Annotated in this window: 25 protein-coding genes and 1 pseudogene; 16 read left to right on the top strand and 10 right to left on the bottom strand. The window is 68.6% G+C overall.

Annotated features, from left to right (window positions below):
* Positions 1-73 precede the first annotated feature (73 nt).
* Positions 74-733, top strand: a complete 660-nt coding sequence (locus DPV79_RS13795) for a glutathione S-transferase family protein (RefSeq protein WP_021164299.1) — start codon at positions 74-76, stop codon at positions 731-733.
* A gap of 99 nt (positions 734-832) precedes the next feature.
* Here the strand turns inward: DPV79_RS13795 and DPV79_RS13790 are convergent, their stop codons facing one another.
* From DPV79_RS13790 to DPV79_RS13780, 3 genes are all read right to left on the bottom strand, one after another.
* Positions 833-1525, bottom strand: coding sequence for a phosphatase PAP2 family protein (locus DPV79_RS13790; protein ID WP_113045647.1), 693 nt, complete (start codon positions 1523-1525; stop codon positions 833-835).
* A gap of 475 nt (positions 1526-2000) precedes the next feature.
* The gene (locus DPV79_RS13785) at positions 2001-2639 is read right to left on the bottom strand and encodes a 2-hydroxychromene-2-carboxylate isomerase (protein ID WP_113045646.1); all 639 of its coding nucleotides are present in this window, start codon (positions 2637-2639) and stop codon (positions 2001-2003) included.
* 154 nt (positions 2640-2793) lie between these two features.
* The gene (locus DPV79_RS13780) at positions 2794-3615 is read right to left on the bottom strand and encodes an IclR family transcriptional regulator (RefSeq protein WP_059857119.1); all 822 of its coding nucleotides are present in this window, start codon (positions 3613-3615) and stop codon (positions 2794-2796) included.
* A 173-nt stretch (positions 3616-3788) separates the two neighbouring features.
* Between DPV79_RS13780 and DPV79_RS13775 the strand changes: the two genes are divergently transcribed.
* The 4 genes from DPV79_RS13775 (at position 3789) to DPV79_RS13760 (ending at position 8578) form a co-directional block, all read left to right on the top strand.
* Positions 3789-4775: a hydroxymethylglutaryl-CoA lyase gene (locus DPV79_RS13775; RefSeq protein ID WP_069255037.1), complete on the top strand. Its 987-nt coding sequence runs from the start codon at positions 3789-3791 to the stop codon at positions 4773-4775.
* Positions 4772-6052, top strand: coding sequence for a CaiB/BaiF CoA transferase family protein (locus tag DPV79_RS13770; RefSeq protein ID WP_060127755.1), 1281 nt, complete (start codon positions 4772-4774; stop codon positions 6050-6052). Before DPV79_RS13775 ends, DPV79_RS13770 begins: the two co-directional genes overlap by 4 nt.
* Before the next feature lie 83 nt (positions 6053-6135).
* Positions 6136-7443, top strand: a complete 1308-nt coding sequence (locus DPV79_RS13765; RefSeq protein WP_059496248.1) for an MFS transporter — start codon at positions 6136-6138, stop codon at positions 7441-7443.
* Position 7444: 1 nt separating this feature from the next.
* The gene (locus tag DPV79_RS13760) at positions 7445-8578 is read left to right on the top strand and encodes an amidohydrolase family protein (RefSeq protein WP_059552607.1); all 1134 of its coding nucleotides are present in this window, start codon (positions 7445-7447) and stop codon (positions 8576-8578) included.
* Between the two features lie 31 nt (positions 8579-8609).
* Here DPV79_RS13760 and DPV79_RS13755 read toward each other — a convergent pair whose 3' ends face one another.
* The 3 genes from DPV79_RS13755 to DPV79_RS13745 form a co-directional block, all read right to left on the bottom strand.
* On the bottom strand, positions 8610-9086 hold the full coding sequence (locus tag DPV79_RS13755) for an SRPBCC family protein (RefSeq protein ID WP_113045645.1): 477 nt from the start codon (positions 9084-9086) through the stop codon (positions 8610-8612).
* A gap of 119 nt (positions 9087-9205) precedes the next feature.
* Complete coding sequence (locus DPV79_RS13750; protein ID WP_113045644.1) at positions 9206-9691, bottom strand: SRPBCC family protein; 486 nt, start codon at positions 9689-9691, stop codon at positions 9206-9208.
* Positions 9663-10028 (bottom strand): ArsR/SmtB family transcription factor, encoded by a 366-nt coding sequence (locus DPV79_RS13745; protein ID WP_113045643.1) that lies wholly within the window; start codon positions 10026-10028, stop codon positions 9663-9665. The genes DPV79_RS13750 and DPV79_RS13745 overlap by 29 nt, the downstream gene beginning before the upstream one ends.
* Before the next feature lie 204 nt (positions 10029-10232).
* On the opposite strand from DPV79_RS13745, the gene DPV79_RS13740 reads away from it, so the two are divergent.
* From DPV79_RS13740 to DPV79_RS13730, 3 genes are all read left to right on the top strand, one after another.
* Entirely contained in the window at positions 10233-10763 is a 531-nt protein-coding gene (locus DPV79_RS13740) for a GNAT family N-acetyltransferase (protein WP_059684059.1), read from the top strand.
* A gap of 11 nt (positions 10764-10774) precedes the next feature.
* Positions 10775-11560 (top strand): YhfC family intramembrane metalloprotease, encoded by a 786-nt coding sequence (locus DPV79_RS13735; RefSeq protein ID WP_113045642.1) that lies wholly within the window; start codon positions 10775-10777, stop codon positions 11558-11560.
* Positions 11561-11834: 274 nt separating this feature from the next.
* Positions 11835-12413, top strand: a complete 579-nt coding sequence (locus tag DPV79_RS13730; protein ID WP_059487540.1) for a hypothetical protein — start codon at positions 11835-11837, stop codon at positions 12411-12413.
* A 46-nt stretch (positions 12414-12459) separates the two neighbouring features.
* Here the strand turns inward: DPV79_RS13730 and DPV79_RS13725 are convergent, their stop codons facing one another.
* A complete protein-coding gene (locus tag DPV79_RS13725) occupies positions 12460-13044 on the bottom strand; it encodes a TetR/AcrR family transcriptional regulator (protein WP_111997894.1) in 585 nt (194 codons plus the stop codon).
* A 347-nt stretch (positions 13045-13391) separates the two neighbouring features.
* On the opposite strand from DPV79_RS13725, the gene DPV79_RS13720 reads away from it, so the two are divergent.
* The gene (locus DPV79_RS13720; RefSeq protein WP_048023522.1) at positions 13392-14096 is read left to right on the top strand and encodes an SDR family oxidoreductase; all 705 of its coding nucleotides are present in this window, start codon (positions 13392-13394) and stop codon (positions 14094-14096) included.
* A 64-nt stretch (positions 14097-14160) separates the two neighbouring features.
* On the opposite strand, the gene fabV is transcribed toward DPV79_RS13720, so the two are convergent.
* Positions 14161-15363: an enoyl-ACP reductase FabV gene (gene fabV / locus DPV79_RS13715; protein WP_021159934.1), complete on the bottom strand. Its 1203-nt coding sequence runs from the start codon at positions 15361-15363 to the stop codon at positions 14161-14163.
* Positions 15364-15524: 161 nt separating this feature from the next.
* On the opposite strand from fabV, the gene DPV79_RS13710 reads away from it, so the two are divergent.
* The 6 genes from DPV79_RS13710 (at position 15525) to DPV79_RS13685 (ending at position 21168) form a co-directional block, all read left to right on the top strand.
* Positions 15525-16058, top strand: a complete 534-nt coding sequence (locus DPV79_RS13710; protein WP_006480371.1) for a GbsR/MarR family transcriptional regulator — start codon at positions 15525-15527, stop codon at positions 16056-16058.
* Positions 16059-16146: 88 nt separating this feature from the next.
* Positions 16147-17466 carry an SDR family oxidoreductase gene (locus DPV79_RS13705; RefSeq protein WP_113045664.1) on the top strand — a complete coding sequence of 440 codons (1320 nt, stop codon included), beginning with the start codon at positions 16147-16149 and terminating at the stop codon, positions 17464-17466.
* The gene (locus DPV79_RS13700) at positions 17463-17933 is read left to right on the top strand and encodes a DUF2269 family protein (protein ID WP_021159932.1); all 471 of its coding nucleotides are present in this window, start codon (positions 17463-17465) and stop codon (positions 17931-17933) included. The genes DPV79_RS13705 and DPV79_RS13700 overlap by 4 nt, the downstream gene beginning before the upstream one ends.
* Positions 17934-18029: 96 nt before the next feature.
* A complete protein-coding gene (locus tag DPV79_RS13695) occupies positions 18030-18905 on the top strand; it encodes a thiol-disulfide oxidoreductase DCC family protein (protein WP_113045641.1) in 876 nt (291 codons plus the stop codon).
* Entirely contained in the window at positions 18902-20401 is a 1500-nt protein-coding gene (locus DPV79_RS13690; RefSeq protein WP_059648986.1) for a TIGR01777 family oxidoreductase, read from the top strand. The genes DPV79_RS13695 and DPV79_RS13690 overlap by 4 nt, the downstream gene beginning before the upstream one ends.
* A gap of 143 nt (positions 20402-20544) precedes the next feature.
* Complete coding sequence (locus tag DPV79_RS13685; RefSeq protein WP_021159929.1) at positions 20545-21168, top strand: glutathione S-transferase family protein; 624 nt, start codon at positions 20545-20547, stop codon at positions 21166-21168.
* A gap of 81 nt (positions 21169-21249) precedes the next feature.
* Here the strand turns inward: DPV79_RS13685 and DPV79_RS13680 are convergent, their stop codons facing one another.
* Together DPV79_RS13680 and DPV79_RS13675 are read right to left on the bottom strand one after the other, a co-directional pair.
* On the bottom strand, positions 21250-22668 hold the full coding sequence (locus tag DPV79_RS13680; protein WP_113045640.1) for a serine hydrolase domain-containing protein: 1419 nt from the start codon (positions 22666-22668) through the stop codon (positions 21250-21252).
* Positions 22669-22860: 192 nt separating this feature from the next.
* Positions 22861-23145, bottom strand: a pseudogene (locus tag DPV79_RS13675) (hypothetical protein); the annotation flags it as partial.
* A gap of 88 nt (positions 23146-23233) precedes the next feature.
* On the opposite strand from DPV79_RS13675, the gene DPV79_RS13670 reads away from it, so the two are divergent.
* Positions 23234-23653, top strand: a complete 420-nt coding sequence (locus DPV79_RS13670; RefSeq protein ID WP_048023513.1) for an HIT family protein — start codon at positions 23234-23236, stop codon at positions 23651-23653.
* Positions 23654-23826 lie beyond the last annotated feature (173 nt).

Here is a 23826-nt window from a genome sequence, read left to right as displayed (position 1 = left end):
TGCCGTTCGTCGTCAAGGTATCCGATCACGTGGCGCCGCACGACGCGGCGCCGAAACCCGGAGAGACCGCACGATGATACCGACGCTTTACGCCCATCCCTTTTCGTCCTACTGCCAGAAGGTGCTGACCGCGCTGTACGAGAACGGCACGCCGTTCGCGTATCGCGTGCTCGCGCACGACGATCCGAAGCCGATGCAGGAACTGGCCGCGCTGTGGCCGCTGAAGCGCTTTCCGGTGCTCGTCGATGCCGGCCGCACCGTGATCGAGGCGTCCATCATCATCGAGTACCTCGGCCTGAACCATCCGGGCCCCGTGCGGCTGCTGCCCGACGATCCGCACGCGGCGCTCGAGGTGCGCACGATGGATCGTTTCTTCGACAACTACGTGTCGACGCCGCAACAGAAGGTCGTGTTCGATGCGCTGCGGCCGGAAGCCGAGCGCGATGCACGCGGTGTCGCCGATGCGCGCGCGATGCTCGACACGTCGTATGCGTGGCTGGACAGGAAGATGGCCGACCGCGAATGGGCGGCCGGCGACCGCTTCAGCCTCGCCGACTGCGGCGCGGCGCCGTTCCTGTTCTATGCGGACTGGACGCACCGGATCGATCCGTCGTTCGCGAACGTGATCGCGTATCGCAAGCGTCTGCTGGCGCGGCCGTCGTTTGCGCGCGCGGTCGACGAGGCGCGGCCGTATCGCCCGTTCTTTCCGCTGGGCGCGCCCGATCGCGACTGAACGGCGCGGGCGTCGCGCGGCGCGCCGACGCCGCGCATGGCCGGCAGCGCGTGCCGGGGCGACGGAACGAAAGCAGCGGCAGCATCGCGGCGTCTCCCGTTACATCGTGCGGGTGGCCGACTGCGCGAGCGTCAGCAGTTCGTCGAACTGCGTGATCAGCTCGAAGCACAGCAGGAACGCGAGCGTATAGGCCGGCGCGGGGAAGCGTCGGATCGTCGCCAGCACCTGCGGCGCGAAGCGCGAGCGGATCGCGTCGCGCGTCAGCAGCCATGCGATCGCGACGCCGATCGCGGCGCCGGCGATCAGGTCGGTCGGGTAGTGGAAGCCGAGATAGGCGCGCGGTACGCAGATGAACACGACCGCATACAGCAGCGCGAGCACGCCGACGCGGCGCGCGATGATGAAGATGCCGGTGGCGATCGCCATCCACAGCATCGCGTGATCGCTGGGAAACGAACTCCATGCCTGCAGCGTGGCCGCGCGCAGCCCTGCCGACGGGAAGTGCAGGTGCAGTTCGGGGTTGTAGATCGGCCGCACGCGGAACGGCAGCACCTGGGCGAGCAGCCGGCCGATCGCGAGCGCAATGAGCCCGCTCGCGATCGTCGCGACGACCAGTTCGCGCTGCCGCTCGCGGTTCGGGCCCGGCTGGAACCACAGCCAGCACAGCACGGGAATGAGCACGAAGCCCTTGAACGTATACAGGCCAGCGATCACGCGGATCGCGTGATTCATCAGCGGTCCGAACGTGATGTGGGTGAGGAAGGTCTGGATCGTGGTATCGAAATTGTTCATGTCGTGCGATCCCGGCGGACGCTCGATGCATCACACGCGGCCGGCCGGATCTGGAAGCGCGCTCGCACCGGAGCGCAACGGGGGGCAAGTATGTCACCCGTTATTTCGAAGAAAATGCGAAAAAATACCGGGAATCCCCTGATGAAACGGGGTTGTGCGATGGGGCCGGATGGGCGGGCGCCGTGTGGCGGGGGGATCGAAATCGTCCGATATTTCCGCGTCGATGCGCGCGGCCATCCGAAAAATAATCGGTAGAACTGGACAGTCGCGCGGGACGGTGTGGATCTTGCACCGGATGAGCGGTTCTCGCGCCGGATGCGCGCGAATCTGCCGGGCCGCGCGGCGTCATCCGTGCACCGATCGAAAATAAAAGAAAAGGCGGGCAAGCCCTGTGGGCCTGCCCGCCATGGGCGCGCGGTGCGGAAATTCAGCGGCGCCGGATTCGTGCCGTGAGCGCCGGGCGGCCGCTGCGCCGTCAGCCGCGCCGGATGCCTTCGGGCAGTGCGCTGATGCGGCGCACTTCGGGCGAATCGAGCCACGCGCGCGACGTCGCGCAGTCGGCGAACATGTCGGTCGCATCCTCGCCCCAGAACAGGTCGCCGTCGAGTTCGAAGGTCGGCACGCCGAATACGCCGTGCGCGATCGCATCGTCGGTGTTCGCGCGCAGCGCGTCCTTGACCGGCTGGGCTTCGACGGCCGTCACGCCTTCCGGGAAGCCGACGGCTTCGCACAGCGCGGCGAACCCTTCCGGCGTCGACACGTCCTGGCCGTCGCGCCAGATATGCCGGAAGATCCGGCGGATCGCGTCGGGTGAATTGCCCATCGCGATCGCGAGACGCAGCGGCCTGATCGGATTGAACGGGTGCGCGGGCGGCATCCGGAATGCAATGCCGAGCTTGTCCGCGCGATATTGCGCGTGGCGATAGGTGAAGACGCGTTTCGTCGCGATCTCGGCCGGCGCTTTCTGGCCCCAGTGTGAGAGCAGTGCGCCGAGCACGATGGGCCGCGGCTCGAACGCGGCGGCGGCCGGCAACCGGTCGAACTGTTCCTGCTGCAGGTACGCGAACGGCGAGACGAAATCGAAATACCAGCTGGCGGTGCGCGCGGCGTTCATGGTGGCTGCCCTCATGGGTGTCCGGTTGGCGGTGGCACGCGCGGTACGCCCGTAGGCGGCGCGCGATGCATGCATCGGCGGCGAGTGTCGCACGCGGCTGCCTTTTGCGTTGTTGCGCTGTAGCGCTGTTGCGTGGCGGTGCGCGCGCCGCCGGTCACGACGCCGTGTCGTCGTGGCCTGCTGCCGACGCGAACTGCGCGAGGCTGTCACGTACGGCCGCCGCGTCGTAGCGTGCGCCTGCGCCGCCGAGCGCCACGGTCGCCTTCTGCGCGAGCGGCAGCAGCATCGCGAGCGCTGCCGCCATGGCCGGTGCGGCGGCGAGCCGCGATTTCGGGCCCGATACGGTCAGCGCGCCGACACACTCGCCGGCCGCGCCGAACACGGGTACGGACGCCGAAGCCGTCTCGGGGTCGCGCTCGCCGTAAGACGCGGCCCAGAGTCGTTCGCGCACGTCGTGCCATTGCGCATCCTGCGTGTCGGTGAACGCCAGCAGCACCTTCCCGGACGCGCCCTGGCGAACCGGAAATTCCTCGCCGACACGAATCGACACGCGCACCGCGCGGGCGGGCTCGACCCGGTACAGCACCGAGCGCATGTCGCCCTGGCGCACGTAGAACGATGCCGTTTCGCCGAGTTCGCGGCTGAGCGTTTCGAGCAGCGGCTCGACCACCGGGCCGACCCGGAACGAACGCTGGTACAGCGCGGCGAGCCGCAGCGGCTCGTGCCCGATCGCGTACTGGCCGTCGTCGAGCTTGCGCATGAAGCCGCCATGCTCGAGCGCGGCGAGCAGGCGCAGGATCGTGCTCTTGTACAGCCCGGTGCGGCGCGACAGCTCCGCGAGCGACAGCCGGTCGTCGGTTTGCCCGAAGGCGCGGAGGATCGCAAACGCGCGATCGAGGACGGCGACGCCGCTGGACGCTTCTTCGGCCGGCGAATCGGGCTCGCTGCCGGCGTGATCGGTGTGAGTCGTAGGCACTGCCTGCTTCCTTCAGAAGGATGATCGGCCGACTATATCGTTCTGTCTGGCAGAACTCAAGTTCCAGAAAATCGCAATTTCACGGGTATACCCCGCTTACAGCACGTTCGACGCACGCTTAGAGTTCTATCAAACAGAACGATGTTCTTTCAGATAGAACGATGGAGTACCAAATGAGCGTTTCCGAATATCCGAAGGTGCTGGTCAGCGAGGTCGGGCCGCGCGACGGCCTGCAGAGCATCCGGGCCGTGATGCCGACGGCCGGCAAGCTGCGCTGGATCACGGCGCTGGCCGCGGCCGGCTTGCGCGAGATCGAGGTCGGGTCGTTCGTGCCGGCGAGGCTGTTGCCGCAGATGGCCGACGTGCGTGAGGTCGTCGCGCATGCGCTGGCGATTCCCGGGCTGCATGTCGCCGCGCTCGCGCCGAACCTGCGCGGCGCCGAGGGCGCATTCGAAGCAGGCGTGCACAAGCTGACGCTGCCGGTATCGGTGACGGAGGCGCATTCGCTGGCGAATATCCGCAAGACGCCCGCGCAGATGATCGACGAGGTGCGCGCGATCGTCGCGCTGCGCGATGCGCGGTTCCCGTCGGTGCAGATCGAGGCGGGCGTGTCGGTCGCGTTCGGCTGCACGATCGCGGGCGCCGTCAGCGACGACGAGACGATCGCGATGGCGGTGGCGATGGCCGAATGCGGGGTCGACGAGATCGGGCTGTCCGACACGAGCGGTTATGCGAACCCGGCGCAGGTACGCCGGCTGTTTGTCCGGCTGCGCCGGGAAGTCGGCGACAAGGCGGGCGGCGCACATTTCCACAATACGCGCGGGCAGGGGCTCGCCAACGTCGTCGCGGCGCTCGACGCGGGCGTGACGACGATCGATGCGAGCCAGGGCGGCCTCGGCGGTTGCCCGTATGCGCCGGGCGCGACCGGCAACATCGTCACCGAGGATCTCGTGTTCCTGCTCGAATCGATGGGATTCGACACGGGTATCGACGTCGACGCCCTGCTCGCCGCGCGCGCGATCCTGCACGCGGCGCTGCCGGCCGAGGCGTTGTACGGCCATGTGCCGGACGCCGGTTTGCCGAAGGGCTTCCGTTATGCGGACGGCCGTTCTCCAACCGCGCCGCAACCGGAAGGATGCCTGGCGGGAGTCGCGCAATGAACGGCCGCCAACCCGCTTCGATGCTGCCGTACGCCGGCGTCCGCGTGATCGAGATGACGCACATGGTGATGGGCCCGACCTGCGGGATGCTGCTCGCGGATCTCGGCGCGGAAGTCATCAAGATCGAACCGATCGCCGGCGACAGCACGCGCGCGCTGCGCGGTTCGGGCGCTGGATTCTTCGGGATGTTCAACCGCAACAAGAAGAGCCTCGCGGTCGACGTGAAGGATCCGCGCGGGCTCGAGATCGTGCTGCGGCTCGTCGCGACGGCAGACGTGTTCAGCGAGAACTTCAAGAGCGGCACGATGGACCGGCTCGGCCTCGGTTATCCGGCGCTGCACTCGCTGAATCCGCGCATCGTGTACGTGTCGCACAAGGGCTTCCTGCCGGGGCCGTACGAGCATCGCACCGCGCTCGACGAGGTGGTGCAGATGATGGGCGGCCTCGCGTACATGACCGGCCCGGAGGGGCGGCCGCTGCGCGCGGGCGCGAGCGTGAACGACATCATGGGCGGCATGTTCGGCGCGATCGGCGCGATGGCCGCGCTCGCGCAGCGCGAGCGCACCGGCCGCGGCCAGCAGGTGCAGAGTTCGCTGTTCGAAAACAACGTGTTCCTCGTGGCGCAGCACATGATGCAGTTCGCGGTGACGGGGCAGGCCGCATCGCCGATGCCGAGCCGGATTTCCGCGTGGGCCGTCTACGACGTGTTCTCCGTGAAGGACGGCGAGCAGATCTTTCTCGCGGTCGTGTCGGATACGCAGTGGGCGCTGTTCTGCGATGCGTTCGGGCTGGCTGCGCTGAAGGACGATGCGCGCCTCGCGACCAACAACCTGCGCGTGCAGGCGCGCGAGTGGCTGCTGCCAGAACTGCGCGCGCGGCTCGCGCCGCATTCGGCCGCGGAGATCGGCGCGATCTTCGAGTCGATCGGCCTGCCGTATGCACCGATCACCAGGCCGCAGGACCTGTTCGACGATCCGCACCTGCTGGCGACGGGCGGCCTCGCGGACGTGAGGTTGCCGGCCGATGCGAGCAGCGCCGGGCGGCCGGTCGACACGCGCACCGCGCTGCTGCCGCTCACGCTCGCGGGCGAGCGCCTGCGGCTGCGCTCGGCGCCGCCGGCGCTCGGGCAAGACACGCGCGCGCTGCTTGGCGAACTCGGCTACACGCCGGACGAGGCGCGCGCGCTGATCGAGGCCGGCGTCGTGGCCGGGCGGCACGACGCGGACGGCGCGGCGGCGGGCGGCGCGCCGTCGCCGAACGAACTGGCGAGCGCGTAGCGCGGCCGCGATCCCCTGATCGAACAAAGGCGTCCCGGCCGCGCCACGCGCGGGCGAGGATCGCCCTATCCACGGAGACAACCATGACATCCGCATTCCCGGCGCTGGCCGCCGATCGCGAGACCGATGCATCGATCGAGCAGCGGGCCGTGCGCAAGGCCGCATGGCGCTTCATCCCGCTGCTCGCGCTCGCATATTTCTTCAATTACCTGGACCGCACGAGCGTCGGGTTCGCGGCGCTCACGATGAACCGCGATCTCGGGCTGACGGCGACGCAGTTCGGCTGGGGCGCGGGGATCATGTTCGCCGGCTACTGCGTGTTCGAGGTGCCGAGCAATCTCGCGCTGTACCGCTTCGGCGCGCGCCGCTGGCTCGCCCGCATCATGATCACGTGGGGCGTGATGGCGGCCGCGACTGCGCTCGCGACCGGGCCGACGAGTTTCTATGCGATCCGGCTGCTGCTCGGTATCGGGGAAGCCGGGTTCTTTCCGGGCGTGATCTTCTTCCTCGCCGTGTGGTTTCCGGCGAGCTACCGCACGCGGGTGCTGGCGTGGTTCACCGTGTCGACGCCGCTGTCGTCGCTGATCGGCGGGCCGCTGTCGACGTGGCTGCTGCAACTCGACGGCGCGCTCGGGCTGGCCGGCTGGAAATGGATGTTCATCGTCGAAGGGCTGCCGGCGTGCGCGCTCGGTTTTCTCGTACTGAAGCTGCTGTCCGATTCGCCCGCGGATGCCGCGTGGCTGACGGGCGACGAGCGTGCCGCGCTGCAGCGCGCGTTCGAGCGCGAAGGCGCGGCCGCCGGCCGCAAGAAGCGCTTCGGCGTCGCGCTGCGCGACGTGCGCGTGTACGTGCTCGCGCTGATCTCGTTCGGTTTCACGATGGGTTCCTACGGGATCGGCATCTGGCTGCCGCAGATGCTCAAGGCGCACGGCATGTCGACGATGCAGACGGGCTGGCTGTCCGCGGTGCCGTACTTCTTCGCGACCGTCGCGCTGCTGTGGTGGGCGAAGCGCGTGGACCGTCGCGGCGGCCCGGTCGCGAACCTGGCGATCGGGCTGTTCATCGGCGCGGTGGCGCTCGGCGTCTCGACGCACTTCCTGACGCTCGGCCCCGCACTCGCCGGCATCACGCTGGCGCTGGTCGGCACGATCGCCGGCCGCACGATCTTCTACACGCTGCCCTCGCGCTTCCTGTCCGGCCAGGCGGCGGCCGGCGGGCTCGCGCTGATCAACTCGATCGGCGCGCTCGGCGGCTTCGCCGGCCCTTATCTCGTCGGCTACCTGAAGGACGCCTTCGGCACCTTTACCGCCGGCATGCTCGGCCTCGCGATCGTGCTCGCGATCACGACGCTGCTGACGCTGTCGCTGTACGCGTTCGACCGGAGCGAATGACATGGACACGACGCTTTCGATCAAGCGGCGCCGGCTGCTCGGCGCGGCCGCCGCATCGCTCGCGCTGCCCGCGTTCACCGAGACGCGCGCGGCGACCCAGGAGGGAGTTTCCCGCATGACGACGCAAAGCAACTATCTGGCGGTCCGCCCCGACTGGCTCGCGTCGGCGCTCGAACCCGTGCTCGAGCCCGACCTGCCGATCGTCGATGCGCATCATCATTTCTATGAGCGGCCAGGCTGGATCTACATGCTCGACGACTATCTGCAGGACGCGCGCTCGGGCCACAACATCCAGGCGTCCGTCTACATGCAGGCGCAGACGCGCTATCGCGATGCGGGCCCGGTCGAACTGAAGCCGGCGGGCGAGACGGCCTACGTTGCCGGCGTGACCGAGCCGTTGCAGCAGCACGGCCGTCCGGCTGTTGCGAAAGGCATCGTCGGCCATGCGGACCTGCGTCTCGGCGAGCGCGTGCGCGAGGTGCTCGAAGCACATCTCGAAGCCGGGCGCGGGCGGTTTCGCGGCGTTCGTCACCTGACGACCTGGGATGCCGATCCCACGCTTGCCAATCCGCTATCGGCGGTGCCGCGCGGCATGCTGCTCGATTCCGCGTACCGGGCGGGCGTCGCGCAGCTCGCGCCGCTCGGGCTGTCGTACGACGCGTGGCTGTTCTTTCCCCAACTCCCTGAACTGTTCGAGCTCGCGAAGGCGAATCCCGATACGCGCATCATCGTCAATCACTGCGGCGGCGTCGTACGGATCGCGAGTTATGCCGACAAGCGGCCGGAGGTGTTCGAACGCTGGTCGGCGTCGATGCGCGCGCTCGCGCGGCTGCCGAACGTGTACGTGAAGGTCGGCGGGCTCGGGATGCGCATCAACGGTTTCGATTTCGAGAAAGGCGCGCGGCCGCCGTCTTCCGTGCAGCTCGCCGACGCGTGGAAGCCGTGGATGATGACCTGCATCGACGCGTTCGGCCCCGAGCGCTGCATGTTCGAGAGCAATTTTCCGGTCGACAAGGGCTCGTATTCGTTCGTGAACGGCTGGAATGCGTTCAAGCGCCTGACGGCGCAGGCAAGCCCGGACGAGCGCGACGCGCTGTTCCGCGGCACGGTCACGCGGGCTTACCGGCTCGGCTGACGTGCGTCGCGACGACAGGCCCGGCGCTTGCTCACTTCGCCTCCACCAGCGCCGCCAGCCTCGCCAGCGCCATTTGCCAGCCGGTTTCGTTGTCGGCGGCCGGCACGCCGGGCGGCACCCCGTCGTGCACGGCGTCCACGCGCGTGCCGCCCGCTTCGTCGGACAGCGTGATCGTGATCGTCATGGCGCCGCGCAGCATCGGATCGTCGGTTTCGAACACGTCGATCTCGACGATCTGCTTGTCCGGCACGAGCGTGACGAAGCGGCCGTGATAGGTATCGGTGCGCGCGGTGGTCTTGCCGGCGCCGGCCGACGGTGCGTCATAGCTCAGCGACACGCGCAGCGCGCCGCCTTCGCGCGCGTCGTACGCATGCACGCGGCACGTCATGCCGTCGGGCACCTTCCATTGTTCGACGGCGTGCGGATCGAGCAGCGCGCGGTAGACGCGCCCGCGCGGGGCGTTCAGGTGCCGGCTGACCCGGGTCGAATGCGTGTGCGTGTGCAACATGTCGCCTCCCGCGGAGCGCGCGCGACGGTGCACGCCGGCGGCCGGCGTGTCGTCGCGCTTCCTTCAGGAATCCTAGGCGCGCGCAAGGCGGCATGCAATGATCGCGCACCCGGCCGCGCTCAGCGCAGCGCGGCCGCGAAGGCGTCGAGCTGCGTGATGCAGGTGTTCCAGCCCTCGAAGAAGCCGAGCGCTTCATGGCGCTCGCGCGTGGCGGCGTCCGGATGCATCACGCGCGCCTCGTAGCGGCTGCCCGCATCGTCGTCGGCCATCGTGACGACTGCCGTGAACCCCATCCACGGCACTTGCGGCCGCCAGCCGCCCGCGAGCATCGACGTGAACACGATGCGCGATTCGGGCACGATTTCGAGGAAGCAGCCGGGGTTGTCGCTCGTGCCGCCGTCGGGGCCGCGCATGAACGTGTGAAAAGCGCCGCCCGGACGCAGGTCGAATGCGCGTACTTCGGTGGTCCACGGTTTCGGGCACCACCATTCCTTCAGCAGTTCGGGGTCGGTCCACGCACGCCACAGCGCGTGGCGCGGCGCGTGCAACGTGCGCGTGATGACGAGATCGTGGGCTTCATCGGGGTCGACGGGGCTGGCTGACATCGTGCTCCTCCTGGTGACGGCGTTCGACGAATTCGACGAGACGATCGGATCGTGCTTCCCATAGCGCGCGCTGCGCGGCGAGCCATGCCTCGGCCTCGGCGAGCCGGCTGCCGACCAGGGTGCAGGTGCGCGAGCGGCCGGATTTCCGGGTCTGCACGAGGCCGCTGCGCTCGAGCACGGCCACGTGCTTCATGAACGACGGCAGCGCCATGTCGAACGGCTCGGCCAGTGCGGAGACGGTCCGCTCGCCCTGGCCGAGCGCGCCGACGATCGCGCAGCGCGTCGGATCGGCGAGGGCGTGGAACACGTCGCTGAGGCCGGGTTGAAAGTTAGCCATGTGGCTAAGTGTAGGCAATGGGAACGGCGATGCAACGGAAATTTTCGTCGCGTAGGATGATGGGGCGGTAACACGCGCCGACCGGGCGCGGTGTCGCCGCATGCCTGCTGCCGTTGCGCGAGCCGCGACGACCGGCCGGTGTTCTTTCCGATCCGCCCGCCCGCCGAACCCGTGCGGGCGGCCCACCTGACTCCCGGAGATGGCATGACCGAATCCGTTACCGTCCGCCGCATCGACGCGGGCGAAGCGATGACCTGCGTCGATGCGCTGGCCGACGTGCTGATCGATTGCGTCGAGGGCGGCGCGTCCGTCAGCTTCATGTTGCCGATCGGGCGGCCGACCGCCGTCGCGTTCTGGACCCACGTCGCCGACGGCGTCGCGAACGGCGAGCGCATCCTGCTCGTCGCCGAGGACGCGGCCGGCCGGATCGTCGGCACCGTGCAGGTCGTGACCGCGCAGCCGGAGAACCAGCCGCATCGTGCGGATATCGCGAAGATGCTCGTGTCGCGTCACGCGCGCCGGCAGGGCATCGCCGGGCGGCTGATGGCGGCGGCCGACGCGGCCGCGCGCGACGCCGGCAAGACCGTGCTCGTGCTCGATACCGTGACGGGCGGCGACGCCGAGCGGCTGTACGAGCGGGCCGGCTGGCAGCGCGTCGGCGTCGTGCCGAACTATGCGTTGATGCCCGACGGCACGCCCTGCGCGACGACGGTTTTCCACAAGCAACTCGCGTAACGGGGCGCGCGATGCATCCCGTCGCTCCCGCGCTCCTGTTCTTTACGCTCGCGGCCGGTCTCGTCGCGCTGGTCGCGCCTGCGTGGCTCGCGGCCGCGTGGCGACGCCGCACGCAGGTGCCGCTTCGCGTGTTTTTCTACGGGATGCTGACCTTCTTCGTGTTCCAGCCGGTACTGCGCATGTCGTGGCAGATTCCGCTGTACCGCTGGCTTGCTCACGACCCGCGCTGGCACCTGCCGATGCTCGTGTTCGCGGCATTGACGGCCGGGCTCTTCGAGGAATGCGGGCGCTGGGTCGCCTTCCGGTATCTGCTGCCGAAGCGGCATGATGCACCGACGGCCGTGATGCTCGGGCTCGGGCACGGCGGACTGGAGGCGATGCTGCTGGTCGGCGTCGGGTTTCTCGCGCTCGGCACGACTTATCTGCTCGCGCACGCGGGTGTCGTGGTGCCGGAGGGCGTGCAGTCGCTGGTCGGGTCGCAGTTCGCGGGGCTGACGCTCGCGTCGCCCGTTCTCGCGTTGCTCGAGCGCACGAGCGCGCTGGCCGCGCATGTCGGACTGTCGCTGATCGTGCTGCAGACGTTCGTGCGCGGAACGAAGCGCTGGCTGGTGCATGCGATTGCGCTCCATTTCGTGTTCGACCTCGTTGTCGTGCTGCTGACGCGGTACTGGCATGTCGATACGGTGCTGGTCGAGGCGACCCTGTTCGTGTGCAGTGTCGTGCTCCTGTTGCTGGGCATTCGCTGGAGCCGCCGGACAGCGGGTGCCGGAGGCGCGAGCACCGGGCACATCGCGTGACGGGCAGGGAGCGTGTCAGCCGTTTGCAGCGGGTTCGGTCGCCGGATGGCCGGCGCATCTGATTGTCCTGGCGGTATCAGCGGGTAAAAGGTCCCGGGTTCGACGAAACGGCAGATCGCAACGGCAAGCGCCGGAATGTCTCCCCGGTCGCGGCGAGCACAGTGCCCCGGGGCGACCGGGCTCCGTCCGGGAATCAGGCAGGGCCGGAGACGTCGCCAGTCCGATATAGTCACGCAGGAAGATTTCAGCTGCACGCCCCGGAACCCCCTCGTCGATGAAACGCTCCCATGTCGTTTACGCCCTCACGGGCCTGCTTGTCGCGCTGCCGATTGCCGCGTATGCGCTGGTCAAGCCGCTGCGCGTCGTCGCGCCTGCGCTGGTTCCCGGCGTGTCGTGCCCGAGCGCCGATCTCTGCACGGACGATGCCGCGAGGCTCGGCGACGCACGGCAGCTCTATCGCGACGGTTATGCGCGCGCGGCGGCGGCCGTCGGCGCGTTCCGGGAGGCGCCGCGCGTCGTGTTCTGTTCGACCCGCGCGTGCGCCGATGCATTCGGCCTCGGCCAGCGCGCGGCGCTGACGCTCGGGAATTTCGGCGTGGTTGTCGCACCGCGCGGCTGGCAGACCTACTTTCTCGCGCACGAGCTGATCCATCATCGCCAGGCGGAAGTGCTCGGCAACCTGGCTGTCGTGACCAAGCCGCGCTGGCTGATCGAAGGGATGGCGTATTCGCTCAGCGACGATCCGCGCCATCCGTTGGCGGAGCCGTTCGAAGCGTGGCGCACGCGTTTCGACGCATGGCATGCGGCGCTGGGCGGGCAGCCGCTGTGGGAGGCCGCGCGGGCGGTCGAATAGCGGGGCAAGGGCGCCGCGCGCGCCGTCTTGCCCCGCCGTCTGCCCGTCATGCCGGCGCGACCGGATCGTCGCGCCCGGCGGTGAGCGCGTCCCGCCCCGCCGCGAGGATTTCGTCGGCCAGCGCGGGCTCGGTGCCGGCGATCGCGCGCGACAGCACGAGCGCGCCGACCATCTGGCTGAAGACGGCGATCGCGTCGCGACGCGTCTGCGCCGGTGTCCCGCCTTCGACGGCCACCATCCGTTCCAGCCGGTCGAGATACGTGGCGAGGCCGTGCGCGTAGCACGCACGCGCCGCATCGGTCAGTCGCGGCGCATCGCCCGCGAAACCGGACAGCGGGCACCCGGCCTCGACGTTGTCGCGATGCGCGGCCGACAGATACGACGCCACCTGCGCGTCGAGACTGCCGGCGTTCGGCGAATCCGCGCGGTCCTGCATGGCCTTTGCCATCACCTCGGCGACCAGCGCGTCTTTCGACTTGAAGTGGTTGTAGAAGCCGCCCTGCGTGAAGCCGGCTTCCTTCATCAGCTCCGTGAGTCCGACCGCGTCGACGCCGCGCACGCGGAACAGCCGCTCGGCGGCCGCGACAATCGCGCTCCGGTTCTCGGCAGCCTGCTGTCTTGAAACGCCCATCGATTCCTCCCTGATTTTTGCCGATCGCGTCGATTGAAAATCACAATGTCGACCACCATTGACATGAGTGGATTGCGTGAACACAATGCACGGCAAAGACAATGGTGATCGACATTGACATCGAGTGTAGCCGACTTGGCGGAGGGTGCAAAGCCGCTGCCGGAACAGCCGATGGCAATCGATCGGCGTCTTTGGCGCCGCCGGGGCACGTGTATCGGGCAACGGGCGGCTTGCCGTCTGCCGGCGGCGTACCGGTTCGGAACGCAATGGCAGCTTGGCTTTTTCACCGGATCTCACGCGCGCGGCGAGCCGGCGCGCATGCGATTCATCATGCGAAAGGAAGCGTCATGAAGATCGAAGGTGCAGTGGTGTTCGTCACGGGTGCGAATCGCGGGCTCGGGCTCGAGTTCGCGAAGCAGGCGCTTGCGAGAGGGGCGCGCAAGGTCTACGCGGCGGCGCGCGATCCGGCCACCGTGACGCTGCCGGGCGTCGTGCCGGTGAAGCTCGACGTGACCGATCCGGCGGCCGTCGCGGCGGCCGCCGACGCGGCGCGCGACGTCACGCTGCTGATCAACAACGCGGGCATCGCGCGACTCGGCAGCCTGACGGACGACGGTGCGACCGACGCATTGCGCGACCACTTCGAGACCAACGTGTTCGGGATGCTGGCGATGTCGCGCGCGTTCGCGGGCATCCTCGCCGGCCATGGCGGCGGCGCGATCCTGAACATCCTGTCCGTCGCGAGCTGGGTGAACCGGCCGATCCTGTCGGGTTACGGCGTGTCGAAATCGGCCGCGTGGGCGTTGACCAACGGGCTGCGCCATTCGCTGCGCGAGCAGCGCACGCAGGTCGTCGGGCTGCATGCCGGCTTCATCGATACCGACCTGACGGCCGGCCTCGACGTGCCGAAGGCGACGCCGGCCGACGTCGTGCGCCAGGCGTATGAAGCGATCGAAGCAGGGGAAGAAGAAGTGTCGACCGACGAGTTCACGCGGCAGGTGAAGGCCACGCTGTCGTCGGGCGTCTATCTGGAAGAACCGGCGCCGCGTTGACGCCGCCGGAGTCTCGAACCCGCCTCCCGCGCCGCGTGGGCGGTACGGGCGGCGGGCCGGGCCGTCAGGCCGTGGTGTCGATGATGCCGGGGATCTTCACGTCCGGGTTCACGTCCGCGTCGTAGTCGACGCCGGCGATCTCGAAGCCGAACAGGCGCAGGAACTCGGTCTTGTAGCCGGCGAAGTCGGTCAGCTCGTACAGGTTGTCGTTCGTCACGTGGTTCCACTGCGCGACGACCTTCGCCTGCACCTGCGGATCGAGCTCCTTGTAATCCGCGCGCAGGCGGCCTTCTTCGTCGACGTGCGGCGTCGCACCGTACAGGCTGTCCTTGAACAGCCCGTACACCTGCTCGATGCAGCCTTCGTGCGTGCCGGTTTCCTTCATCGTCTTGAACAGCAGCGACAGGTACAGCGGCATCATCGGGATCGCCGAGCTTGCCTGCGTGACGACGGCCTTCAGCACCGACACGCGCGCATCGCCGCCGTGCGCGGCCAGCTTGTCGCGGATCGACAGCACCTTCTTGTCGAGATCCTTCTTCGCTTCGCCGATCGAGCCGTTCCAGTAGATGTCGTGCGTGATCTGCTCGCCGAGATACGTGAACGCGGTCGTCTTCGCGCCGTCGGCCAGCACGCCGGCTTCATCGAGCGCGTCGATCCACATCTGCCAGTCCTCGCCGCCCATCACGGCGACGGTGCCGTCGATTTCTTCCTGCGTCGCCGGTTCCAGCGTGACGTCGCGGATCACTTCCTTGTCGGTGTCGAGGCCGCGGAACGTGACCGTCTTGCCGATCGGCTTGAGCGTCGAGCTGATGGTTTCGCCCGTCTTCGGATGCGTGCGGCGCGGCGCCGCGAGGCTGTAGACGACGAGATCGACCTTGCCGAGATCCTGCTTGATGGTGTCGATCGTGACCTGCTTGACCTTGTCGGAGAATGCGTCGCCGTTGATGCTGCGCGCATAGACCCCTTTTTCGGCGGCGAATTTCTCGAACGCGGCGCTGTTGTACCAGCCGGCCGTGCCCGGCTTCGTTTCGCTGCCGGCGCGCTCGAAGAACACGCCGAGCGTGTCCGCACCCGAGCCGAAGGCGGCCGAGATCCGGGCGGCGAGGCCGTAGCCGGTCGACGCGCCGATCACGAGCACCTTTTTCGGGCCGTTGGCGATCGGGCCGTGCGAAGTCACGTAGTCGATCTGTTCCTTGACGTTGGCTTCACAGCCGACCGGATGAGTCGTCACGCAGATGAAGCCACGCACGCGCGGTTTGATGATCATGGAAACCCTCTAGTCAGAAAGGCAGAAACGGCCTGAAATCGGAAAAATCCCGCGCATTGTAATGGAAGCGGCCGATCGCGGGCGGGCGCGGCCGGAACCTGGCGGATCGTCCGGTTATTTCTCTCTTGACAGAAATAACTGAAATGCCTAAATTTCACGCCATGGAACTCACACCGATTGCCGAACGATTCATTCTCCACTGGGGCGAAATGGGCTCGCGGTGGGGCGTCAACCGCACCGTCTCGCAGATCCACGCGCTGCTGTATCTGGCCGGCCGGCCGGTCGCGGCCGACGAGATCGCCGAGACACTCAACGTCGCGCGCTCCAACGTCAGCACGAGCCTGAAGGAGCTGCAGGCATGGCGGCTCGCGAAGGTCGTGCATGTGCTGGGCGACCGCCGCGACCACTTCGAGACGTCGACCGACATCTGGGAACTGTTCAAGCTGATCGTCGAAGGGCGGCGGCAGCGCGAGATCGAGCCGACGCTCACGGTGCTGCGCGATTGCCTGACGAATCCGGAGATCGCGAACGAGAGCCGCGAGACCGAGCAGCGCATCCGCGACACGCTGCAGTTCGTCGAGACGCTCACGACCTGGTCGGACGAGATGCTGCGGCTCAAGCCCGATACGCTGATGAAGGCGCTCGGCATCGGCGCGAAGATCAGCCAGACGGTCAGGCGCAAGCCGTCGAAGTAAGCGTGACGCGCAGTGCGGGCAGGCAGCCCGCTTTTTTTGGGGTTTTTATTTCTGTCTGTACAGAAATAACTGTAAGTAGAGGATGAAAATGAACGCTGTCTTGCCGTCGACCTGCCCGCAGGGCCGCACCGGGGCGCGCCGCATGACGGTCCTCGTGTGCGGCGCGAACGGCTTCATCGGGCGGGCACTGTGCGCGCAGCTCGAAGCCGGCGGCCATCGTGTGCTGCGCGGCGTGCGGCATGCGGCCGGCCCGTGCGACGTCGCGATCGACTTCGCCGCCGACATCGATCCCGACGCGTGGCTCGCGCGGCTGAAGGGCGTCGACGTGGTGATCAATGCGGTCGGCATCCTCGCCGATCGGCGCGGCGCGACACTCGACGCCGTGCACCGTGCCGCGCCGTGCGCACTCTTTACCGCGTGCTGCCGCGCCGGCGTGCGGCGCGTGATCCAGATCTCGGCGCTCGGCGTCGAGCGCGGCGGCACGCGCTACTTCGCCAGCAAGCTTGCCGCCGACCGCTTCCTGCAGACGCTGCCGGTCGACTTCCGGATCGTGCGGCCCGCGCTCGTCTACGGCGTGGACGGCGCGTCCGCGCGGTTTTTCCGGATGCTCGCGAGCCTGCCCGTGCAGGTGTTGCCGGCGGGCGGCCGTCAGCGGCTGCGCCCCGTGCACGTCGACGATCTCGCCGAAGTCGTCGCGCGGCTCGTCGTGCAACCGGGCGATGCATCGGCGGCCGGCCGCGCGGTGATCGACGTGGTCGGCAACGACGAAGTCGAATACCGCGAGATGCTGGCCCGCTACCGTGCCGCGCTGCGATTTCCACCGGCCGCCCGCGTGACGCTGCCGGGCCCGCTGGCCGGCGCGGCGGCCGCGTTGCTCGGCACGCTGCCGGGCGCGATGTTCACGCGCGACACGTGGACGATGCTGCGTGGCGGGAACACCGGCGATTCGGCCGCCGTCACGACCATGCTCGGCCGGCCGCCGCGCGGGATCGACGGCTTCATCGGCACGGAAGCCGTTGCGCTGCGTCGCGACGCGCTGGCGATGTGGCGTCGGCCGTTGCTGCGCGGCGCGCTCGCGATCGTGTGGATCTGGACGGCCATCGCCAGCGCGTTCATCCATCCGCTGCCCGCGAGCCTCGCGCTGCTCGCGCCTGCGCACCTGACGGGGCTGCCCGCGCTGATCGCGTTGTACGCGGCCAGCGCGCTGGACTTCGCGTTCGGCATCGCGACCGTCGTCGCACCTTCTCGGCGCCTGTGGGCTGCGCAGGCGACGCTGATCGTCGCGTACTCGGCCGTCATCGCGGTCACGATGCCGGCGCTGCTCGCCGAGCCGTTCGGCCCCGTGCTCAAGAACGCGCCGATTCTCGCGATCCTGTTGATCCTTTTTTCAGAAGAAGAACAAGCATGAATACCTATCTCGTCATCAAGGCGCTTCACATCCTGTCCTCCGTGCTGCTGGTCGGCACCGGCTTCGGCACCGCGTTCTACCTGTTCTTCGCGAACCGCACGCAGTCGGTGCCTGCGATCGCGGCCGTGTCGCGCCTCGTGGTGCGCGCGGACTGGTGGTTCACGACGCCGGCCGTGATCTTCCAGCCGGCATCGGGGCTCTGGCTCGCGCACACCGCCGGCTGGCCGTGGCATACGCCGTGGCTGCTCGCGTCGATCGTGCTGTATGCGATCGCCGGTGCGTGCTGGCTGCCGGTCGTGTGGCTGCAGCTAGAACTTGCATCGATGGCGAAGCTCGCCCATGCGAACGGCGACGCCGCATTGCCGGAGCGCTACTGGCGCTATGCGAAGCGCTGGGAACTGCTCGGCTACCCGGCATTCTTCGCGATGCTGTCCGTCTACTTCCTGATGGTGCTCAAGCCGATGTAAGCACGTGGCCGCCGCCGCACGGGAGCGGCGGTACGGCGTGCGGGAAAGCAGTCGATCGATTCACGATGCACGCAAGAACAAGAAGGAATGCGAATCATGGAATCAAGTGAACTGGTGCTGTACTTCGACGGACGATGTCCGTTATGTGTCGCGCAGATACGGCGTCTCGGTGCCCGCGACGCGCAGCAGCGGCTGGCTTTCGTCGATATCGCCGGGCCGGGCTTCGACCCGGCGCCGCTGGGCGTCGGCCTGCCCGCGCTGAATCGCGAGCTTCATGCGCGTCTGCCGGACGGACGCATGCTGACCGGTGTGGACGGCATCCTCGCCGCCCATGTGCTGACCGGGCGCGGCTGGCTCGTCCGGCTGCTTCGCGTGCCGGTCGTGCGCGGTGTGCTGGCACCGCTGTATCGCCGCTTCGCGCGCAACCGGCACGCCGTTTCGCGCTGGCTCGGTTATCGCGCCGAAGCGGCGTGCGACGGGCCGGCGTGCGGTAGCGACCGTGCCGCCGAACCCGCCGAACCCGCGGCCGATCGTCCCGCGCGCGATGACATGCGCCGCATCGTGGTGACCTGGATGTACGGCGCGGCGCTTGCCCACCTGCTCGTCGGCATCGCCGTTCCGTGGGTGGCCGGCACGCCGTGGCTCGACGCGTATCACCGCGTCATCGAGCTGCATTTCTGGGCGGGTACGGCGCCTGGCCCGGCGCGCGCGCAGCAGGTCTGGTGGATGTCGCTGATCGGCGCGACGGTGCAATGCGCGTCGGTCTGGATGCTGGCGCTCGTCCACCTCGGCAACCGGCTGCGCCGACGGGAGGTGTGGGGGTGGCTGCTGGCCGGCCTGTCGATCTGGGCGCCGCAGGACATGCTGTTTTCATTGCAGGCCCGAGTATCGGGCCACGTGGCGATCGACGCGGCGGCACTCGTTGCAATGGTGCCGCCGCTTGTGTGGCTGTGGAGGAGGGATACCCCATGAACACCTTGCCTGCTTACGACTGGGCGCTCAACCTGCTGATCGTGCAGGGCGCAATGGGCGCATTCGATACGCTCTATCACCACGAGCTCACGCAGGATCTGCCGCACAGCCCGCGCGCGCGGCTCGAGCTGGGGATTCACGCGGTGCGCTCCGTGCTTTACGGTCTCGTGTTCGCGTCGATCGCGAACGTCGCCTTTCACGGCGCGTGGGTCGCGGCCCTCGCGGCGGTGGTGGTCGTCGAGGTGGTGCTGACGTTGTGGGATTTCGTCGTCGAGGACCAGAGTCGCAAGCTGCCGGCGACCGAGCGCGTGCTGCACACGCTGCTGGCCGTCAACGGCGGCGCGCTGTTCGGGATGATCGCGATGCAGCTGGCCGTCTGGGCGCACGAGCCGACCGCGCTTCAAGTACTCGACCTCGGCTGGCGCGGCGGGTTGCTGAGCGTGTTTGCCGTCGGCGTGACGGTATCGGGCATCCGCGACGGAATCGCGGCCTGCCGGATCGCGCAACGCGCGCCGGCCGCCAATCCGTTCGCGGGGCAGCCGCCGGGGAACGTGCTCGTCACGGGCGGCACCGGCTTCATCGGCGAAACCCTCGTGAACCATCTGCTCGATGCGGGCCATACGGTCACGTTGCTGGCGCGCGACCCGCTGCGCGCGGCCTACTCGTTTCAGGGCCGTGTGCGCAGCGTGACGTCCGCCGGGCAACTGCAGCCGCACGAGCGTTTCGACACGGTCATCAACCTCGCGGGGGCGCCGGTGCTGGGCGCGCGCTGGAGCAAGCGCCGGCAGGCGGTGCTGCTCGCCAGCCGCGTCGGCGTCACGGAATCGCTGATGCGCTGGGTCGAGACCGCCGAGGTCAAGCCCTGCACGTGGATCCAGGCGTCGGCGATCGGCTACTACGGCGTGCGTCCTGCCGACGAGCGGCTCGACGAGCGCAGCAGCGCCGGCAGCGGCTTCATGTCCGGGCTGTGCCGGCAGTGGGAGCTTGCCGCGCAGCCGCTCGAGCGCCACGGCGTGCGCACGGTGGTGCTGCGGTTGGGCGTCGTGTTCGGCCCCGGCGGCGCGTTGCGCCCGATGCTGCTGCCGCACTACTTCGGGATGGGCGGGCGATTCGGCGACGGCACGCAGGTGATGAGCTGGATACACCGGGACGACGTGCTGCGGATCATTGCACGCGTGATGTCGAACGCGGGCATGCACGGCGTCTACAACGCGGTCGCACCCGCGCCGTTGACCCAGCGCGAGTTCGTGCAGGTCGTGTCGAAGGTGTTGCGTCGCCCGGCCTGGCTGCACGTGCCGGCCGCGCCGCTGCGCGTCGCGATGGGCGAGATGGCCGAGCTGCTGCTGGACGGGCAGCGGGTGATGCCGGCGCGGCTGCATCAGGACGGATTCATGTTCCGGTTCCCGACGGCCGAGCACGCGCTGCGTGACCTGACGAACCGGCCGCATGGAGATTTCGCGCACGCGGCCTGCCGTTTGCCTCGCGGTCGTGTTTGACCGCTCTGCCCGTGCCCCGAAGGAAGTTCCCCAGGGGAAAAGGACGAGGGTTCCCGGAGCAAACCTGCTAAATTCGGCGTGAATGCGTTCGTGGCGCGTCGTGCGCCCCGAACGCTCCGCATCCGACCTCACAAGGAGACTGCATGCTGCACATCCTCGGCAAGATTCCGTCCATCAACGTCCGCAAGGTGCTGTGGCTGTGCACCGAACTGAACCTGCCGTTCGAACAGGAAGACTGGGGCGCGGGCTTTCGCACGACCAACGATCCGGCCTATCTCGCGCTGAACCCGAACGCGCTCGTGCCCGTCATCAAGGACGACGATTTCGTGCTCTGGGAATCGAACACGATCATCCGCTACCTCGCGAACCGTTACGGCGGCGACGCGCTGTATCCGGCCGAGCCGCAGGCGCGTGCGCGGGTCGACCAATGGATCGACTGGCAGGGCGCGGACCTGAACCGCTCGTGGGTCGGCGCGTTCCTCGGCCTCGTGCGGAAATCGCCCGATCACCAGGATCCGGCCGGCATCGCGCAGTCGATCGCAGGCTGGACGAAGCACATGCAGGTGCTGAACGCGCAGCTCGAAAAGACGGGCGCGTACGTGGCCGGCGATACGTTCACGCTCGCGGACATTCCGATCGGCCTGTCGGTCAACCGCTGGTTCGGCACGCCGTTCGAGCATCCGGAATTGCCGGCGGTGTCGCGCTATATCGAACGTCTCGCGACGCGCGAAGGCTTCAAGCAATACGCGGGCAGCGCGAATCCGTAAGGCCGGGCCGGCAGGGTGTGAAGCGGCCGTGTTGCAATCGCTGCCGCTTCACGCCTGATTCATCGATCCACGTACCCGTCGTCACGCGCCGGGCGCCGGCACCGCGTCGAGCACGCGCGCAAGAAACGCCTCGTGGTTCCACGCGGATTCCGGCCGCGACAGCCCGAGCCGCACGACCACCAGTTGACGGCTCGGCACCACGCTCACGAACTGGCCTTCATGGCCGACCGCATGAAACGCGTCGGCCGGCATCGCGACCGCGTGCGGATCGCGATCGTTGAACGGCTCCGGCACCTTGACCCACAGCTGCGCGCCGTATTCCTGGCGCGACGACTGCGGCGTCGCGCGCGTCAGGTAGCGTACCCAGCCGTCCGGCAGCCGCCGCTGCCCGTCCCACACGCCGTCCTGCAGCAGAAGCTGCCCGAAGCGCGCCCAGTCGCGTGCGCTCGCATACATGTACGACGCACTGACGAATGTGCCCGACACATCGGGCTCGAACACCGCGCTGCGCATGCCGAGCGGCGCGAACAGCGCGCGACGCGGAAACGCGAGGTAGTCGTCCTCGCCGCCGCCCAGCGCTTCGCGCATCACGCGCGCGACGATCGCGCTCGTCCCGCTTGAGTAAGACCACTGCGTGCCGGGTGTCGCCGCGAGCGGCTTCGCCGATGCGAACCGCGCGGTATCGGGCTGCGTGAACAGCATCAACGCGACGTCGGACAGCGGGTCGTCGTAGTCCTCGTTGAATTGCAGGCCGCTCGTCATCCGCAGCAGCTCGTCGAGCGTGATGGCCGCGCGCGGATCGCCGCTGCCGCGCCATTCGGGCAGCAGCGCCGACGTATCGGGCGACAGCTTGTGTTGCGCGACGAGCGCGCCGACCAGCGCGGCCGTCACGGTCTTCGTCATCGACCAGCCGGGCAGCGGCGTGTCGGCCGTGAAGCCGGGTGCATAGCGTTCGGCGATCACCTGGCCGCGCCACATCACGACGACCGCGCGCGTGCGTCGCGGTCGTGCCGGATCGGGCTCGTCGAACGCGCGGTCGAGCGCGGTCTGCAGTTTCCGTGCGTCGATGCCGGCCGGCGGCGTGGCCGGCGTGGCCGGCGCGGCTGGTGCGGGCTGCGCGGGCGGTGGATCGGGCAGGGGCGGCAGCGCGGCCGGCAACGCGGCGGGCGACGGCCCGATCGCGAGCGTGCAGCCGAGCCCGGGCCGGAAGTCGGCTTCGCGCCGGGCGAAGCCGGCGAAGGTCGCCACGGCGCGATGATGGTCGGGATCGATCGACGGGCGGACCAGTTTCAGCAGCGGATGCACGCCGGCCATGATGTCGACGTCGATCACGGACGCGGCAGGGCGGCCCGATACGTACACGCCGGAACACAGCGCCTTCGCCGCATAACCGGTCGCGACCGGCGCGAGCCGGGACAGCATGTAGCCCGTGTAGCCGATCGCGGCGACGGCCACGAGCGCGACGCCGCGCAGGATCGGCTTCTTGAAGGGGATCGTCATGCGCGGGTGTCCTCGGTTGTCTGAAGGCGGAACACGAACCGGCAGTGTCGCAGGTTCGGGCCGGCGGTGGCAATCGCGAGGGGCGGCGATGCCGGGCAGCGTCGACAGCGCGCAGATTGCCGGGCATGTGCGAACCGTGTGTGTCGATCGCGGATGTCGAACGGGCCGCGCGCGGCCCGTTCAAGCGACGCATCACTGCGTGTTGTTGTCGTCGGAGCGCAGGGTCCGGACCGTCGCGGTATTCGTGTTGTCGTCGACGGCCGCGAATTGCCGCTGGTCTTTGCTGCCGTGCCCGAACGCCAGGCCGAACGCGACCCCTGGAACGGTGTCGACCTGCATTTGTGCGACGAAGCGCCCGTCCACCGTGAATTCGACGATCTCGCTCGGCTGCTGCGGGGCGGCGTTGACCGCGTCGCCGTTCGCGGTCACGAGATGCCCGTTCGGTGCGAGCGCCAGCGTGAGCGGGCCTGACAAGTTGAAATCCGACCCGTCGCCGGCCGATAATCGTCGGGCATTGCACTCCCGCTTTACCGCTTTCCCAGTCCAACCGATATCGGAAACCGACATGCCCTACGACAACAACAACCCGTTCGCCAGAATCCTGCGTGGCGAACTGCCGTGCGTGAAGGTCGCGGAAGACGACACGACGCTCGCGATCATGGATCTGATGCCGCAGGCCGACGGCCACGTGCTCGTGATCCCGAAGGAGCCGGCCGCGCAGATCTTCGACTTGTCCGGCGATGCAGCCGCGGCCGGCATCCGCATGACGCAGCGCGTCGCGGCGGCGGTGCGCGCGGCGCTCGAGCCGGACGGCGTGTTCATCGGCCAGTTCAACGGCGCGGCAGCCGGCCAGACGGTTCCGCACGTGCACTTCCACGTGATCCCGCGCTGGGAGGGCGCCGAGCTGCGGATGCACGCGCGCGAGATCGCCGACGCGGCGACGCTCGAAGCGCTCGCGCAGCGCATTCGCGCGCGCTTCGTGTAACGCGTCGATTGCACGCGGCACGGCGCGCCGCGGCACACCGGCCGGCCGCCGCGCCATCGCCTGTTTCAGCGGTCATGCGAGGTAACACGTGTAACCGGCGGCGAAACTCGTCCCGGCCGACCCGGCGCTAGACTCGGCGCATTGCTTCATCGAGCGACAGGAAGGGCGGATCG

Origin of the sequence: Burkholderia reimsis (assembly GCF_003294055.1) — a bacterium.
Lineage (GTDB): Bacteria > Pseudomonadota > Gammaproteobacteria > Burkholderiales > Burkholderiaceae > Burkholderia > Burkholderia cepacia.
The sequence above is the reverse complement of the archived record's forward strand: the minus strand, read 5'-3'. Positions and strand labels throughout refer to the sequence as shown.

Excerpts from the sequence above, each read along its gene's own strand:
- DPV79_RS13795 (WP_021164299.1), top strand. The coding sequence starts at position 74 with ATGATACCGACGCTTTACGCCCATCCCTTTTCGTCCTACTGCCAGAAG.
- DPV79_RS13790 (WP_113045647.1), bottom strand. The coding sequence starts at position 1,525 with ATGAACAATTTCGATACCACGATCCAGACCTTCCTCACCCACATCACG.
- DPV79_RS13785 (WP_113045646.1), bottom strand. The coding sequence starts at position 2,639 with ATGAACGCCGCGCGCACCGCCAGCTGGTATTTCGATTTCGTCTCGCCG.
- DPV79_RS13775 (WP_069255037.1), top strand. The coding sequence starts at position 3,789 with ATGAGCGTTTCCGAATATCCGAAGGTGCTGGTCAGCGAGGTCGGGCCG.
- DPV79_RS13770 (WP_060127755.1), top strand. The coding sequence starts at position 4,772 with ATGAACGGCCGCCAACCCGCTTCGATGCTGCCGTACGCCGGCGTCCGC.
- DPV79_RS13765 (WP_059496248.1), top strand. The coding sequence starts at position 6,136 with ATGACATCCGCATTCCCGGCGCTGGCCGCCGATCGCGAGACCGATGCA.
- DPV79_RS13760 (WP_059552607.1), top strand. The coding sequence starts at position 7,445 with ATGGACACGACGCTTTCGATCAAGCGGCGCCGGCTGCTCGGCGCGGCC.
- DPV79_RS13755 (WP_113045645.1), bottom strand. The coding sequence starts at position 9,086 with ATGTTGCACACGCACACGCATTCGACCCGGGTCAGCCGGCACCTGAAC.
- DPV79_RS13750 (WP_113045644.1), bottom strand. The coding sequence starts at position 9,691 with ATGTCAGCCAGCCCCGTCGACCCCGATGAAGCCCACGATCTCGTCATC.
- DPV79_RS13745 (WP_113045643.1), bottom strand. The coding sequence starts at position 10,028 with ATGGCTAACTTTCAACCCGGCCTCAGCGACGTGTTCCACGCCCTCGCC.
- DPV79_RS13740 (WP_059684059.1), top strand. The coding sequence starts at position 10,233 with ATGACCGAATCCGTTACCGTCCGCCGCATCGACGCGGGCGAAGCGATG.
- DPV79_RS13735 (WP_113045642.1), top strand. The coding sequence starts at position 10,775 with ATGCATCCCGTCGCTCCCGCGCTCCTGTTCTTTACGCTCGCGGCCGGT.
- DPV79_RS13730 (WP_059487540.1), top strand. The coding sequence starts at position 11,835 with ATGAAACGCTCCCATGTCGTTTACGCCCTCACGGGCCTGCTTGTCGCG.
- DPV79_RS13725 (WP_111997894.1), bottom strand. The coding sequence starts at position 13,044 with ATGGGCGTTTCAAGACAGCAGGCTGCCGAGAACCGGAGCGCGATTGTC.
- DPV79_RS13720 (WP_048023522.1), top strand. The coding sequence starts at position 13,392 with ATGAAGATCGAAGGTGCAGTGGTGTTCGTCACGGGTGCGAATCGCGGG.
- fabV (WP_021159934.1), bottom strand. The coding sequence starts at position 15,363 with ATGATCATCAAACCGCGCGTGCGTGGCTTCATCTGCGTGACGACTCAT.
- DPV79_RS13710 (WP_006480371.1), top strand. The coding sequence starts at position 15,525 with ATGGAACTCACACCGATTGCCGAACGATTCATTCTCCACTGGGGCGAA.
- DPV79_RS13705 (WP_113045664.1), top strand. The coding sequence starts at position 16,147 with ATGAACGCTGTCTTGCCGTCGACCTGCCCGCAGGGCCGCACCGGGGCG.
- DPV79_RS13700 (WP_021159932.1), top strand. The coding sequence starts at position 17,463 with ATGAATACCTATCTCGTCATCAAGGCGCTTCACATCCTGTCCTCCGTG.
- DPV79_RS13695 (WP_113045641.1), top strand. The coding sequence starts at position 18,030 with ATGGAATCAAGTGAACTGGTGCTGTACTTCGACGGACGATGTCCGTTA.
- DPV79_RS13690 (WP_059648986.1), top strand. The coding sequence starts at position 18,902 with ATGAACACCTTGCCTGCTTACGACTGGGCGCTCAACCTGCTGATCGTG.
- DPV79_RS13685 (WP_021159929.1), top strand. The coding sequence starts at position 20,545 with ATGCTGCACATCCTCGGCAAGATTCCGTCCATCAACGTCCGCAAGGTG.
- DPV79_RS13680 (WP_113045640.1), bottom strand. The coding sequence starts at position 22,668 with ATGACGATCCCCTTCAAGAAGCCGATCCTGCGCGGCGTCGCGCTCGTG.
- DPV79_RS13670 (WP_048023513.1), top strand. The coding sequence starts at position 23,234 with ATGCCCTACGACAACAACAACCCGTTCGCCAGAATCCTGCGTGGCGAA.